This is a genomic window from Arthrobacter sp. JCM 19049 (assembly GCF_001310435.1).
In genome coordinates, this window is sequence record NZ_BAXF01000027.1 from 1 (window position 1) to 13,733 (window position 13,733).

The window sequence follows — 13,733 nt, forward strand, 5'->3', positions numbered from 1 at the left end:
GCTGATTGGCAAGTGGCTGGGTCTGGAGCTGCCGCAGCGGCTGCTGATCGCCGCCGGCTTCTCCATCTGCGGGGCCGCGGCCGTGGCCGCCACCGAGGGCACCGTGAAGGCCAAGCAGGAGCAGGTGGCCACCGCGATCGGCCTGGTGGTGCTCTTCGGCACGCTGATGATCCCGCTGGCACCGGCGCTGGGCGCCTGGTGGGCTTTGACGAGGAAGCCACCGGGATGTTCATTGGCGCCTCCACCCATGAGGTGGCCCAGGTGGTGGCCGCCGGCGGTGCGGTGGGCACCTCGGCGCTGGCCGTGGCGGTGACCGTGAAGCTGGCCCGCGTATTGATGCTGGCCCCGGTGATGGCCGGGGTGGGGCTGTACATGCGCCGCAAGCACTCGGTGACCGCCGACACCAAGCCGCCGGTGGTGCCGCTGTTCGTGGCCGGGTTCATCGTGGCCATGCTGGTGCGCACCGTGGGGATCCTGCCCGAGCCGGTGCTCGATGTCGCCGCGCTGATCCAGACCTTCCTGCTGGCCACCGCCATGTTCGGCCTGGGTCTGGGCGTGCACCTGCGCACCATCTTCAAGACCGGCGGCCGCTCGCTGGTGCTGGCCGCCGCCGCAACCGTGGTGATCATCCTGGTCGCCCTGGCCGGAACCTTCATCTTCCCGCCCGCTGGCTAGTCGCCCACGGCGAAACCTGACTACAAGGCCTCCCCGACAGCTGGATACTCCAGGTGATGGGGAGGCCGTGTCGTGCACGGCACCAGTCAGCGAACCGGGCGCTGTTCACGCACAGCGCGCTCGCCGGTGAATCAAAGCGTCGCGGGGATTGCATAAGGTGAAGGTATGCGTTTGCTTCATACCTCGGACTGGCATCTGGCCGGTCCTTCCACGGTGCTTCCCTGCTGGAGAACCAGCGGGCGGTGCTCGAAGAGCTGGTCCGCCTGGTGGAAGAGCGCCACATTGACGTGGTGCTGATCTCCGGGGACATCTATGACCGCGCCCTGCCGCAGGTGGATGCGGTGAAACTGTGCAACTCCATCCTGGGGCAGCTGCGCGCCGCCGGGGCGAAAGTCATCATCACCAGCGGCAACCACGACTCGGCCGCTCGGCTGGGCTTTGCCGCCGAACTGATCGACGCTGCGGGGTGCATATCATTGCCGATACCACCCGGATGAGCACCCCGGTGATGGTGCAGGGTGAAGACCACCAGATCGCGGTGTACGGCATCCCGTACCTGGAGCCGCGCATGGTGATGGCCGAGCTGGAGGCCGAGAAGCTCTCCCATGAATCGGTCGTCGCCGCCGCGGTCACCCGCATCCAGCAGGACCTGGCGACCCGCCGGGCCGCGGCCGACACCCCGGTGCTCGCCTTCTCCATGGCGCATCTGTTCGCCGCCGGTGGCGTGGGCAGCGACTCCGAACGGGAACTGAGCGTGGGCAACCTCGACGTGGTGCCGGTGGAGCTCTTCGGGCCCTTCGACTACTCGGCGCTGGGCACCTGCACGGCCGGCAGCGGCTGAGCCACACGGTGCGCTATTCCGGCTCGCCCCTGGCCTACTCGTTCTCCGAGGCGAACCAGCGCAAGGCCGTGTGGATCATTGACACCGACGCCAGTGGCGTAAAGGAAATCGAAGCAGTGGAGCTGTCGGTCCCCAAGAAGCTGGCCATCCTGCGCGGCAAGCTGCAGGAGCTGCTGGAGGACCCGGAGCTGGCCTGGGCCGAGGAAGCCTGGTGCCAGGTGACACTGACCGACACCGACCGCCCGGCCGAGGCGATGACCCGGATCCGCACCCGCTTCCCCGACACCGTGGTGCTGCTCTTCGCCCCGGAAGCCTCCACCCGCAACATTCGGGAAAGCTACGCCCAGCGCCTGGCCCGGGCGAAGTCCACCAAGGAAGTGTGCACCGACTTCATTGACCATGTGCGCCACCGCCCGGCCGATGAACATGAGCAGGAACTGGTGGCTTCGGTCATCCGCAGTGTGCGTGAAGCAGGAAGTGAAAAATGAGGATCCACCAGCTGACCATCCAGCCTTCGGGCCGTTCGCCGGCACTGAGCACATTGACTTTGACGAACTGGGCGCCGCCGGGCTGTTCCTGCTGGACGGGCCGACCGGCGCCGGAAAATCCAGCATCCTGGACGCCATCTGCTATGCCATCTATGGTGCGCTGCCGGGCAACCGGCAGGGCAGCCGGCAGATTCGTTCGGACCACGCCGCCGAAGGCCTCGCCCCGGAAGTGGCCTGCGAACTGTCGGTGGGAACCCGGCGCTTTGAGGTGACCCGCTCCCCGGCATGGATGCGTCCCTCCAAACGGGCCAAGAGCGGCTTCACCGAGGAGAAGGCCAAGAGCGCGCTGCGTGAATACGTTGACGGGGAATGGCAGGCGCTGTCCACCCGCAACGACGAAGTCGGTCAAACCCTGGGCGCGGTGCTGGGCCTGGACAGGGAACAGTTCACCAAGGTGGTGATGCTGCCGCAGGGCGGATTCGCCGACTTCCTGCGCGCCAAGGACACCGAACGCGAAAAGCTGTTGGCCCGGCTCTTCGACACCAGTGACTACGCCAAGATCGAGGAGGAGTTCGCCGCCCGCCTGCAACAGGAACGCAAGCGCACCGAGACAATTGAAGCCGAACTGGCCGCCCTGGAAAACCAGGTGCATTCGGACGCAACCGGGGCACTGCAGGCCGCCGGAATCGAGCTGCCCGGCGCCGACGAACCGGACCTGGACTTAGACGGGCTTCAAGAGCACCTGGAAACCCTGCGCCAGCAGCGGGCCGAAACGGCAAAAGCCCGCCGCGCCGATCAGGCCACGGCCTCACGGCGCCACCAGCAGCTACAGGAACGGCAACGGATCTTCGGGCGGCTGGCCGAACTGCGGCAGCTGGAAACCGCGCACGCCGCCAACGCCGAAGCCGCGACGGCCGCCGAGGAACGCCTGCACTTGGACGCGAAGGCAACCCAGATCAGCGCCTACCAGCGGCAACAACGCGATGCACAGCAGAACGCATCCGCGGCCCGGCAGCAGCTTGAAACCCGTGCCGCTAACTTCACCGAGCGATTCCCGGAACGCGAGATCCTGTACACGCAGCAGACCCTGCAGTCCTTGGCGACCGAAGCCAATGAACTTGGCGAGCAGCTTGGCAGCATCCGTTCGGCCCTGCCCGCCGAGGAGCAGCGCGAACAGCTGGCCCGTGAGCTGCTTCGTCAGCAGGAGCTGACCGGCAAGGAACAGGAAAAGTCCGAACGGGCCGAGGCAATGATTGCGACGTTGGCCAAGGAACGAGACGAACTGCAGGCCAAGGACCTGGATGAGGTGGCCGCGGCCGCCGGCGTGCAGCAGGCCGAGCAGGCCCTGGAAAAGGCGACCGAGCAGGTGGCCGCGGTGAAGCGGCGCGAGGAGCTGCGGGACGCCAAAAACAAAGCACAGGTTTTGTACGACGGGGAAGCCAGCAGGCTCCGGGACCGGCAGAGCAGCCTCCTGGAAGCGCAGCAGACCCTGCTGAATCAAAGTGCCGCGCGCTTGGCCGCGGGCTTGGTCGAGGGCGAGCCATGCCTGGTCTGTGGGGCCACCGAACACCCTGGGCCTGCCGTGGCCGAAGCCGGCGAGGAACTGGTCGATGAGGATGCAGTGGAGCATCTGCGCGAGCAGGTCGAAGCCCAGCGTGAAAAGACCAGGCAGGTGGAAGCAAAGCTGCATGCGGCCACCACCCGCTATGAGGAAGCCGCCGCGGTGGCTGGGCCGACCACTCGTGATGAGGCCCAGCAGCAGGTCGCGCAACACCAGGAAGCGCTGAAAGAGGCCCAGAACGTTCGGGCCGGTGTCGCCAAGCTGGTGGCCCAGCTGGCGAAGGTTCAGCATGAGAGCGAGAAGCAAGCACAGGCCGCCGCGGCCGCGAAACTCGCCCACGGTGTTGCGGTGGAAAAGACCGAGGCGCTGGGCCGGGAACTCAAACAGCTTGATGCCCGGCTATCCGAACTGCGCGGCGGTTACGGCTCATTGGGGGAGAAGCTGGCAGAACTGAGTGCCGGGCACTCGGTGCTCAGTGCGCTGCACCAGGCGCTCTCCAAGTCCCTGGACGCCACCGCGCACCTGGAGGATTGCTCCCGGCGCTGGGAAGAAGAACGGACCGCGGTCGGTTTCGCCGATGACGCGGCCCAGGCCCAGGCGCTGCTGGAACCCGGTGTCCGCCAAGAACTCGAGCAGCTGCGCACCACCCACCAAAACGTGCTGCGGCCATCGAGACCCTGTCCGCTTCGGAGGATGTCATTCAAGCCCGGCAACTGGAAGCCGAGGGGGAAACGGCGCCTGACACCGGTCAGCTGGAACGGGACGCTGCAGCGTTGCAGGAAGCCGAGGAAACCTACGAGCAGGCCCGCCAGGCCGAAGTGGTTGCCGCTGCTTCCCTGCAGCGCCTGCAGGAAGGACGGGACAGGCTCGCCCGACGCATCAGCGATACCGGCCCGGTCATTGAGTCCTACCGGCGGCTCAAGGCGCTGGCTGAGGTGGTCCGCGGCGGCGGGGAGAACCGGCTGAAGATGACCCTGGGCACCTATGTGCTGGCCGCCCGGCTCGAAGAAGTCACCGCCGCCGCCACCGAACGGTTGCAGGTGATGAGTTCGCAGCGCTATTCACTGGAACATGACGACACGGCCCGGGGCAACGCCAAGTCGGGACTCGGCATCCGGGTGCATGACTCGTGGACCGGGAAGTACCGCGAAACCCAGACCCTCTCCGGGGGAGAGACGTTCATGGCCTCCCTGTCCCTGGCCCTCGGGCTGGCGGATGTCATCTCCCACCATTCCGGGGCCGTGGACATGCAGACGCTCTTCGTCGATGAGGGCTTTGGCTCCCTGGACACCGAGACCCTGGAACAGGTCATGGAGGCGCTGGAGTCACTGCGGTCCGGCGGACGCGTCATCGGGGTGGTCTCCCACGTCAGCGAGATGAAACAGCGCATCACCAACCGGTTGACCGTTACCAAGGCCAGGCAGGGATCCACCATCAGCACCAATGCGGAGCGGAGCTTGCTCACATTGAGCTAGACACCGGGGAAACTGCCACGTATCTTGAAAAGAGCGCCCAATGGCGTGTTTGGGTTTTCTGTGCGTTGAGGGGCGAGGGACAACGCACGCTTTAGTTATTGGAGAAAAGTTGACCCAAAAGTCTTTGTCCCAGGCCTCGGCCGCGGACAATTCGAGTTCTTCTGGATACTCTTCTTTGGTCCCGCTCGTGGGACGCAGCTACCTACCGTTGGCGTTCTTTGCACGCCTTCCGTTGGCCATGCTGACCATCGGGTCGATGACCCTGTTCACCGCGACCACCGGCTCCTATGCCCTGGGTGGGCTTTCGGCCGCCATGGTGGGGCTCGGCTCCGCCGTGGGCGGGCCAACGATCGGCTACGTGGCCGACCGGATTGGGCAGCGCAAGGTGCTGCTGACCGCGGCCCTGCTGCACACCCTGATGTTGGCGGTTCTGACCTGGTACGGCAGCCGCGGTGACGCCGTCACGGTGGGATTGCTGGTGGCCGTTAGCCTGCTGACCGGGGCGACCGGCCCCCAAGTGGGTCCCATGTCCCGTGTCCGCTGGATCTCCATGACCCGGGCGCGCGGACTGCGGCCCAAGGTGCTCGGCGCGGCGCTGGGTCTTGAATCAATGCTTGACGAACTGGGCTTCGTGCTGGGGCCGGTGGCCGTGGGCTTCCTGGCCTCGGCGCTGAACCCGGCGTTGCCGCTGATCATTGCCGCGGTGCTCACCATTGTCCTGGTCCCGATCTTTGGCCTGCATTCCACCGAACGTTCGGTGATTCCCAGCCCGAAGGATTCGCGGCACGCCAAGGCCACCAAGGTTCAGGTTGCCGCCATCAGCGCCATGGTGCTGGGCATGATCGGCCTGGGCACCGTGTTCGGTTCCTCCGCCGCTGGCACCCTGGCCTTTGCCGGTGCCATGGGTGACTCCAACCGCGGCGGCATGCTCTACGGTGCCGTGGGCCTGTCCAGTGCCATCGCCGCCATCTCCGTGGCCATGTGGCCCGCCGCGTTCCGGCATACCTCCCGCTGGATCGCCTCCGCCTCCTTCCTGGCGTTGACCAGCCTGCTGCTGCAGCTGCCCCAGTCCACCGGATTCATGCTCGCCATGCTGTTCCTGGTCGGCTTCGGCGTGGGACCGATCATCGTGGTGGTGATGACCCTGGGCGGCGAGGTGGCACCGGCCGGACGTCTGTCCACGGTGATGACCATGCTCTCGGCCGGAATTGTCGTTGGAACCGCCATCGGCAACGGTCTGGCCGGCCTGCTAGCCGAATCCATGGGTTACTCCGGGGCCTTCTGGGTGTGCACTGGTGCCGCCGTTGTGATCGCCCTGGCCGCCATGTTCATGAAGATGCTGGTGGCCCGCTCCGAACAGCTGGCCAACGTTCGCTAGCATCTTTACCTTTTGAAGGAAAGAATAACCGCACAGGACTCAATTTGTTCTGGGCGGTTATTCTTCTGTTCGAGCCTTACAATGTGATGGTTTCCCAGCCCAACCGAACGCCCGAACAGGACTATGCCCTCGACCGAGAATCGGCGAATCCACCAAGACGCACAGAACGTGCTCTCTCTCGCTCAATAGTCTGGCCGCTTCTTACGAAGTGAGCTCTAATGGTTCTTCTTTACGTTGTTTTCTTCCGAGATACCAAGCGATAATGTCCATCGCGCGAAGTGGAGTGATAGGAACCTCTGGGAGGGCCAATGCAGCTATTTCCTCCCAGAAGTGTTCTTGGGATCGAAAGTCCGCTTGAAAAGCTGGCAACCACACCCGCGCAAACTCGCGGTGGGTTCGTTGGCGGTCCGGTGGAATCGGGCGCGTACCAGGTACGCTATAGCAACGTCGCACGTTTTCATCGAACAAGGGAATCAACGCCGGCCGCTTCCGATGCAGTACCTTCATAAGTTTCGTTTTGCCGACGTTGGGCGTTGGACCATGATTGTCCAAGATTCCGAACAAATCAGCTATAGCTTCCAATGTTGCTTCATTTGCGTCCCGAAAACTCCCTCGGAGAAGCGGATTGGAGAGGCCTTCGTTGATAGGTCCTTGTAATCTCTTTAACGTGTAATAGCTTCTGATCGGTTGCTGGCCGGCGTTTAGCAGGCATATAGCGAGGAAGTCCGCGTCCTCAACAATCTCTGAGGCGGCAGCGCCGCCGTAAGAGTCATACGCGGGATACGCCCATTCCTCGTTGCCACTCAAATAGTCAGTAGCAAATTTTTTCAGCGTTGCCGCGGAAGCTTGCACTCCGCCGACTCGAATTTGTTCGCTCATGTATGACATCCAATCCGTTGGGCTTAGTTGATCGCCACGCCGAACAGCAGGCCGATGATGTAGGTGGCGGCCATGGTGGCGCTGCCCATCACGACGTTGCGCAGGATGGCCCGCAAGCGCGGGGCGCCACCCAAGGCGGCGCTGATCCAGCCGGTCAGCAGCAGACCGATCACTACGGCCACCGCAGCGACGATGATCCGCGCCGATTCCGGCGGCAGCAGGATCATGATCAGTGGAATCAGGGAACCGATGGTGAAGGCGATAAAGGAGGAGAACGCGGCAGCCCAGGGGCTGGTGTACTCCTCAGGATCAATGCCCAATTCCACCTCGGCATGGGCGGCGAGCGCGTCATGGGCGGTCAGCTCCGCTGCCACCTGATGCGCCAGCTTCGGACTCAGGCCCCGGGCCTCGTACATTCCGGCCAGTTCCTGAAGTTCTTCCTCCGGCATCTCGGCCAGCTCACGCTTCTCCTTGGCAATCAGCGCCTGCTCAGTGTCGCGCTGGGTGCTGACCGAGACATACTCGCCGCCGGCCATGGAGAACGCGCCGGCGACCAGGGCCGCGATGCCTGCCGTGGCAATCGCTCCCAGATTTCCCGGGGTGGCGGCTGCGACGCCGACGACCACGCCGGCGGTCGAAACGATCCCGTCATTGGCTCCAAGAACCCCGGCCCGCAGCCAGTTCAGCTTCTGGCCGATGCGGTTGTCGTGTGGTTCATTGGGGTGGGTGTGCGGCATTGACCATCCGGGGTGTGGCTCTCGGACGTGGACACGATGACCTCCAGATTCTGGTCCGGCCGCGCGGTGCAGCCAGTACCGTGACTCAACCGGCCGCCATCCGGCGGCCAGCCGATGCTCCTTGTTGTCACTCACCGATAATGCCTGAAGACCTCATTGTCCGTTGATGAGTGGATCTTGTGGGTGGATCTGCTTTCGGTGTTCCAGTCTTCCTAGGAAAGATCCTCGCTGATGACCAGCGCTGATTCCTTTAACGCCCGAACGATCTTCTCGTGTTCCTGCACGGTGCTGGTTGCGAAAACGACGGCCAGCGCGGCTGGCAGCGTATTGGAGGTGTGCAGGGGCACGGCCAGGGACGTCACGCCGCGGATGACCTCATCCACGCTGCTGGCATACCCATTGATCTTCGCGTCACGCACCTGCTCGCGGTAGTCCACCCGGTGTTCATGGCATCCCATTGGTTGCGGGTGTAGTTGGATTGAATCGCGATGGGCGGGGCGCCCACGTCCATGCCGTGCCGGGTTCCGGGGCGGTGCACAATGGCACGATGGGAGTGGGCCGGCTCCACCGACACCAAGGTGGTGCACAAGTCATGCTCCCACACCGCAACGAACGCGGTCATCGACAGGGTGTTGGCCAGTTTTGTCAGTTCCGGCAGTGCCGTGTTCTGCAGATCCCGCTGCACCGAGCGGGCCAGGGTGGCCAGGCCCGAGGCGGGTCGGATCCGCCCGGCCTCGTCGCGGGCCAGCAGGCGGTGATCCTCCAGGGTGCGCAGAATCCGGTAGGCGATGGAGCGGTGGACTTCCATCTTCTCGGCGATCTCGGCGATGCTCAGGTTCGTGGGGGAGTCCGCCACGATTTCGAGCATCCGTACACCGCGGGAGAGAGTCTGGGAAGCTGACATGATCCTTGTCCTGCCGAGGGGCGGTGGCCCGCCCAAAAGAATGGGTGCAGGGTCTGGCGTCCAACGGCGTGACCCTACCTGCATCCTAGTCATTCTGTAATCGAACAGCCAGTTCGATTTTTGAACTGTTGATTGCTTTCGTTCACATATTTTCAGTCGGGTTCACGTTCCCGCGCCAGTCGCCGGGAATGGCAATAGAGGTCTCTGCTCGCCCCTATGGAAACGAACGGTGTTTTGCTAGCCTACAAGCCACGATCGCGGGCATCACCACCGGCGGGTCGACATCGACCGGTCAGGAAGAACAGGGGAGTGGGATCATGACGGCGACGCCGACTGGAAGCAAGACCGAGGATGGGGCACTGCGCCTGCTGCGGGTCTTCCCCATCGACCAACAGGAGCTCTGGAAATTACTGACCGAACCAGCCCAAACCGACCGGTGGATCGGACCGTGGTCCGGGGATCCGGCCAGCGGGAGCGTAGAGCTGACGCTGAATGCCGAAGAGGGGAGGCCGGCGATGGAAATGCGCATCATTGACTGTGATGCCTCCTCCTATCGTCTCCTGGTTGAATCCTCCCCGCAGGACGGGGAGGTTTGGAGGCTGCAGCTGCAGGTGCTCAGCGACCCGGAGGGAAGCCTGCTGGAATTCGTGATGCCGAACCTCGAGCCCACCCAGGCCGGCTCCATTGGCCCAGGATGGGAGTTCTATCTGGACCGCCTGTTGGCCGCGGCCGCGGGCCAGGATCCAGAGGCGATTCGCTTTGATCCCGATTACTACCCGGCGCTCCGCGATTATTACGAACTGCTGTTCAAGCCCTGATCCGTGCGGCAAAACCACTCGTCAAGAGTCCGTTCTCGGAGTGTAGAAAAATCTTGTTGTGAGCAGCCTCACCCGTGGCCTATGATTGTGATCTGAGTTACCGTCTGAACGGTCGGTAATCAGATTTTCGGAATCTCGCAAACTCAAGGGCACTCATGACTACCTCGCTTGTTACCCGCAGACAGGAAGAACGGCGCGTTCTGGCCGGCACCCTGGTGGGCACCACCATCGAGTGGTACGACTTCTTCATCTTCGCGCAGCTGACCGCGACCCTGCTCACCCCGCTGTTCCTCGCCCCGCTGGGTGAGTCAAACCCGGGCATTGCACAGATCCTCTCCTTCGCGATGATCGGCATTTCCTTCTTCTTCCGTCCGCTGGGCGCCGTGATCGCCGGACACCTCGGTGACCGGTTCGGACGCAAGCGGATCCTGGTGATGACCCTGATCCTGATGGGCATCGCCACCTCCCTGATCGGCCTGCTGCCACCTACGCGCAGATCGGTGTTGCCGCACCGATCCTGCTGGTGCTGCTGCGCGTGCTGCAGGGCTTCTCCGCCGGCGGCGAATGGGGCGGCGCGGCGTTGATGAGTGTGGAGCACGCACCGAAGGGCCGCCGCGGCTACTTCGGCGCTTCCCGCAGATCGGTGTTCCGATCGGCATGATCCTGGCCACCGGCATCCTGTACCTGCTGCGCGTGTCGATGACTCCCGAACAGTTCATGGCCTGGGGCTGGCGTATTCCGTTCCTGCTCTCGGTGGTGCTGATCCTGGTCGGTCACCTGATCCGCCGCGCACTGGAGGAATCCCCGGTCTTCAAGGAGATGGCCGAGCGCAAGAGCGAGGAGCACACCCCGCTGAAGGACTTGATGAAGACCAACTCCAAGCAGGTCATCCAGCCGCGTTGATCTTCATCTCGAACAACGCCGCCGGCTACCTGGTCATCGCGTTCTTCATCGCCTACACCACCAAGGTGCTGGGCCTGGAGATGGCCCCGGTGTTGCTGGCCACCACCATCGGCTCCTTCGGCTGGTTGATCTTCACCCTGGTCGGCGGCTGGCTCTCGGATAAGATCGGGCGCCGCAACACCTTCGTCATCGGCTACGGCATCGTCTTCGTGTGGATGATCCCGATGTTCATGCTGGTCGACACCGGCTCGATCGTGCTGTACACCGTGGCGATCTTCGTGCTGACCATCGGCCTGGGCCTGTCCTACGGACCGCAGTCGGCCATGTACGCCGAAATGTTCCCGGCGCACATCCGCTACTCGGGCATCTCGATCGGCTACGCCATCGGCGCGATCCTCGGCGGCGCCTTCGCCGCCACCGTGGCCCAGGTGCTGCTGGAGACCACCGGCTGGTCCGGCTCGATCGCCATCTACATCATGGTGCTGACCGTCATCTCCACCGCGGCAGTGCTGTGGGTGGGTGAGACCCGCCACCGCTCGCTGGGTGTGGAGGCTTCCACGCGGACGGCACCGCCAAGATCCGAGCGTGCACTAGGCAAGGACAACCGGCGGCGCGCTGGCGCCGCCACCGGCACCGGGCCGTGGGACGGGGAGCAGATCCCCGAACCCACCCGGCCCGGTGCCTTTGTGTTCGGGAACCCAGACGGCAAACCGCTGGATTGCGCCGGCGATATGACACGATAAGAAAAACCCGCCTTCCACCACCGCAGGAGCATTGATGGTCGCCCGCTTGCCCAAAGCCGCCCGGCAGTACCTCGACGAATTGCGACAGGCCCTTTCCGGACTAAGCGCCGCCGAACGCGAGGACGTGCTGGCCCACACACGGGCCCAGCTGGTCAGGCTGCCGCGCCGAGGACGGCACAAGCAGGACATCCTGGACAGCCTCGGCCCGGTGCAGCGGATCGCCGCGGGCTTCGAGCGGGTCGAACCGCAGGAGCTGAAGGTCTCCAGCGGGTTTGAGTTCCTCACCCGGATCCTGGCCTGGCCCACGTTCGCGTTCTCGCTTCTGACCGCCGCGGTGCTGCTCTTCGCCCCGCAGGCGCCGATGAGCGTGGACGTGGCCGGCGCCCTCGGCCTGGGCTTCGAGGGGGAAGTCAGCTTTGGGTACATTGAGGCACGGCAGGCCGGAACCTGGTTCAACGCCGAACTGTTGCCAGCCGCGCTCGTTGCCCTGGTCCCCGCCTTGTTCAGCCTTACCCCGCTGATCCTGCGTGACAAGGCTGCGATCTGGCTGCAGCTGCTCGGGGCCGTGGTGATGAGCGTGGTCTCCATCCTGGCCGGGCTGGGTATTGGCATGTTCTATTGGCCGGTGACGGTCCTGCTCTACTCCCAGGCGATTGTCCCGTGGGTGCTGCTGCGCTCGGCGATGGGCCGGGCGGGGTGGATCTGGCGAACCATTGGCGCGGTGCTGCTCTTGGCGACCCTGCTGCTGCATGGCCAGGCGGTCTTCACGCTGTATCACCAGCTGTGGCTGCTGGTGTTCCCGGCGATCCTGCTCCTGCCGGTCTTCGGTCATTTCCTGCGCTGGTGGTGGGCCGATATCGCGCTGATCGCCGTGGGGCTCGGGGTGATTATCTACGCCTCGCTGGCCTGGCCGGTCATGATTTACGGCTTCATCGCCGGCGGCCTGTTCTTCATCGTGGGGCACCTGGGCCTGGCGGGGAACATGTGGCATCGCCGTTCAAGGGATCTGCTGGCTCTGCTCTAGGGCCATCATTGGCCCCAGGCAACGGTGAGGGTACGGGCCAACCTGCTTCGAGTCGGCGGCCTGGTGATGTTTTTCGTTTCCCGGATTTGCGCTTCCGTTCCTTCTCGCCAAGAATATAGCTAGCTAAGCTAGTGAATATCGAGGTTCTCCTTCGCCAGACCCTTTGGCAGGGGAACCTCAACTTTCTGGTCTATCGCGCACCCGAAGAGTGGACTGTCGGCGACACCCGATGGTCGTTATCGCTTTCCATATCTGAAGAAAGGACTGGCCGACTGCCCGCCGTGCACGGGCCAGGCCAACAAACCAACATGAGCAATGCCAGCCTTGAACCCTTTGATGCATTGATTCTGGTGTCCTTCGGCGGGCCGGAAAAGCCGGAGGATGTTTTGCCCTTCCTGCAAAATGTCACCCGGGGCCGCGGCATCCCCGATGAGCGGCTCGTGGAAGTGGGCGAGCACTACTACAACTTCGGCGGCCGCTCACCCATCAATGAGCAAAACCGGAATTTGCTCGATGCCCTCATCCAGGAGCTGCAGCGGCGCGATATTCGGATCCCTCTGCTGTGGGGGAACCGGAACTGGGATCCCTACCTCACCGATGAAGTGCGAAAGCACGCCCAGCAAACCGGGGCCACCCGATTCCTGGCCATCACCACTTCTGCCTATTCAAGCTACTCCTCCTGCCGTCAGTACCGTGAAGACTTCGGCGGGACGGTTCAGGCATTGGCCGAGGATGGCATTGAGGTGTCCTTCGACAAGGTCCGCCAGTACTACAACCACCCCGGTTTCGCTGAGGCAGAACTGCAGTGCGTCCGCCGTGCCTTGAGCGAATTCCAACAGAACGTGGGGGATCTGGACCCCGGCACGCACCGCGTCCTGTATGTCACCCACTCCATTCCCGCGACCATGCAAGACGCCTCGCAGCGGTACACCGCCGGCTACCAGGCCGAGCACGAACAGCTCATCCAGTGGATTGAGGGCCAGCTGCCCGAAGATCAGAGGCTGCCTTCGGAATTGGTTTACTGCTCACGCTCGGGATCCCCGCATACCCCGTGGCTCGAACCGGACGTCAATGACCGCATGCGCGAATTGGCTGTGGAGGGCATCGATGGCGTCGTCGTGGTTCCGCTGGGATTCGTCTCGGATCACATGGAAGTTAAATACGATTTGGATACGGAAGCCGCCGCCACGGCCGAGGAACTGCAGCTGCAGTTCGTGCGGGCGGACACCGTGGGTACTTCCGCATCCTTCGTGAGCGGGCTGGTGGACCTCGCCCTGGAGCGGGCGGCGCAGGTTCGCGGGGAATCG

At 63.9% G+C, this 13,733-nt stretch carries 13 protein-coding genes and 2 pseudogenes; 11 read left to right on the plus strand and 4 right to left on the minus strand.

The window, feature by feature from the left end; translation table 11 throughout:
- The first annotated feature begins 64 nt into the window (after positions 1-64).
- The 7 genes and pseudogenes from JCM19049_RS02735 (at position 65) to JCM19049_RS02755 (ending at position 6,418) form a co-directional block, all read left to right on the plus strand.
- Positions 65-675: pseudogene (locus JCM19049_RS02735) on the plus strand (YeiH family protein).
- Between the two features lie 242 nt (positions 676-917).
- Positions 918-1,172, plus strand: coding sequence for a metallophosphoesterase (locus JCM19049_RS22075; RefSeq protein ID WP_306420645.1), 255 nt, complete (start codon positions 918-920; stop codon positions 1,170-1,172).
- Positions 1,169-1,516, plus strand: a complete 348-nt coding sequence (locus tag JCM19049_RS22080; RefSeq protein WP_306420646.1) for a hypothetical protein — start codon at positions 1,169-1,171, stop codon at positions 1,514-1,516. The genes JCM19049_RS22075 and JCM19049_RS22080 overlap by 4 nt, the downstream gene beginning before the upstream one ends.
- Positions 1,517-1,524: 8 nt before the next feature.
- Complete coding sequence (locus JCM19049_RS22085) at positions 1,525-2,004, plus strand: exonuclease SbcCD subunit D C-terminal domain-containing protein (protein WP_306420647.1); 480 nt, start codon at positions 1,525-1,527, stop codon at positions 2,002-2,004.
- Positions 1,994-4,531 carry an SMC family ATPase gene (locus tag JCM19049_RS02745; RefSeq protein ID WP_279402327.1) on the plus strand — a complete coding sequence of 846 codons (2,538 nt, stop codon included), beginning with the start codon at positions 1,994-1,996 and terminating at the stop codon, positions 4,529-4,531. The genes JCM19049_RS22085 and JCM19049_RS02745 overlap by 11 nt, the downstream gene beginning before the upstream one ends.
- A complete protein-coding gene (locus tag JCM19049_RS02750) occupies positions 4,501-5,040 on the plus strand; it encodes an SbcC/MukB-like Walker B domain-containing protein (protein WP_054820728.1) in 540 nt (179 codons plus the stop codon). The genes JCM19049_RS02745 and JCM19049_RS02750 overlap by 31 nt, the downstream gene beginning before the upstream one ends.
- A gap of 238 nt (positions 5,041-5,278) precedes the next feature.
- Positions 5,279-6,418: an MFS transporter gene (locus JCM19049_RS02755; RefSeq protein ID WP_279402328.1), complete on the plus strand. Its 1,140-nt coding sequence runs from the start codon at positions 5,279-5,281 to the stop codon at positions 6,416-6,418.
- A 201-nt stretch (positions 6,419-6,619) separates the two neighbouring features.
- Here the strand turns inward: JCM19049_RS02755 and JCM19049_RS18220 are convergent, their stop codons facing one another.
- The 4 genes from JCM19049_RS18220 to JCM19049_RS02765 all read right to left on the minus strand — a co-directional run bounded on the left by JCM19049_RS18220 (position 6,620) and on the right by JCM19049_RS02765 (position 8,938).
- Positions 6,620-7,297: a DUF6308 family protein gene (locus JCM19049_RS18220; protein ID WP_279402329.1), complete on the minus strand. Its 678-nt coding sequence runs from the start codon at positions 7,295-7,297 to the stop codon at positions 6,620-6,622.
- 23 nt (positions 7,298-7,320) lie between these two features.
- Positions 7,321-8,034 carry a VIT family protein gene (locus JCM19049_RS02760; RefSeq protein WP_054820730.1) on the minus strand — a complete coding sequence of 238 codons (714 nt, stop codon included), beginning with the start codon at positions 8,032-8,034 and terminating at the stop codon, positions 7,321-7,323.
- 212 nt (positions 8,035-8,246) lie between these two features.
- Positions 8,247-8,417, minus strand: a complete 171-nt coding sequence (locus JCM19049_RS22090) for a hypothetical protein (RefSeq protein ID WP_306420648.1) — start codon at positions 8,415-8,417, stop codon at positions 8,247-8,249.
- Entirely contained in the window at positions 8,393-8,938 is a 546-nt protein-coding gene (locus tag JCM19049_RS02765; RefSeq protein ID WP_306420649.1) for a helix-turn-helix domain-containing protein, read from the minus strand. The genes JCM19049_RS22090 and JCM19049_RS02765 overlap by 25 nt, the downstream gene beginning before the upstream one ends.
- 317 nt (positions 8,939-9,255) lie before the next feature.
- On the opposite strand from JCM19049_RS02765, the gene JCM19049_RS02770 reads away from it, so the two are divergent.
- The 4 genes and pseudogenes from JCM19049_RS02770 to JCM19049_RS02785 form a co-directional block, all read left to right on the plus strand.
- Positions 9,256-9,756 carry a hypothetical protein gene (locus tag JCM19049_RS02770; protein WP_054820731.1) on the plus strand — a complete coding sequence of 167 codons (501 nt, stop codon included), beginning with the start codon at positions 9,256-9,258 and terminating at the stop codon, positions 9,754-9,756.
- A gap of 155 nt (positions 9,757-9,911) precedes the next feature.
- A pseudogene (locus tag JCM19049_RS02775) lies at positions 9,912-11,237 on the plus strand (MFS transporter); the annotation flags it as partial.
- A gap of 199 nt (positions 11,238-11,436) precedes the next feature.
- A complete protein-coding gene (locus JCM19049_RS02780; RefSeq protein ID WP_054820732.1) occupies positions 11,437-12,426 on the plus strand; it encodes a hypothetical protein in 990 nt (329 codons plus the stop codon).
- A gap of 131 nt (positions 12,427-12,557) precedes the next feature.
- Positions 12,558-13,733, plus strand: a 1,176-nt coding sequence (locus JCM19049_RS02785) for a ferrochelatase (RefSeq protein WP_306420650.1), incomplete at its 3' end; no start/stop codon positions are given.

What these genes read in the sequence shown, in the direction of transcription:
- JCM19049_RS18220 (WP_279402329.1), bottom strand. Translation starts at nt 7,297, where the DNA reads ATGAGCGAACAAATTCGAGTCGGCGGAGTGCAAGCTTCCGCGGCAACG.
- JCM19049_RS02780 (WP_054820732.1), top strand. Translation starts at nt 11,437, where the DNA reads ATGGTCGCCCGCTTGCCCAAAGCCGCCCGGCAGTACCTCGACGAATTG.
- JCM19049_RS02770 (WP_054820731.1), top strand. Translation starts at nt 9,256, where the DNA reads ATGACGGCGACGCCGACTGGAAGCAAGACCGAGGATGGGGCACTGCGC.
- JCM19049_RS22080 (WP_306420646.1), top strand. Translation starts at nt 1,169, where the DNA reads ATGAGCACCCCGGTGATGGTGCAGGGTGAAGACCACCAGATCGCGGTG.
- JCM19049_RS02765 (WP_306420649.1), bottom strand. Translation starts at nt 8,938, where the DNA reads ATGTCAGCTTCCCAGACTCTCTCCCGCGGTGTACGGATGCTCGAAATC.
- JCM19049_RS02755 (WP_279402328.1), top strand. Translation starts at nt 5,279, where the DNA reads ATGCTGACCATCGGGTCGATGACCCTGTTCACCGCGACCACCGGCTCC.
- JCM19049_RS02760 (WP_054820730.1), bottom strand. Translation starts at nt 8,034, where the DNA reads ATGCCGCACACCCACCCCAATGAACCACACGACAACCGCATCGGCCAG.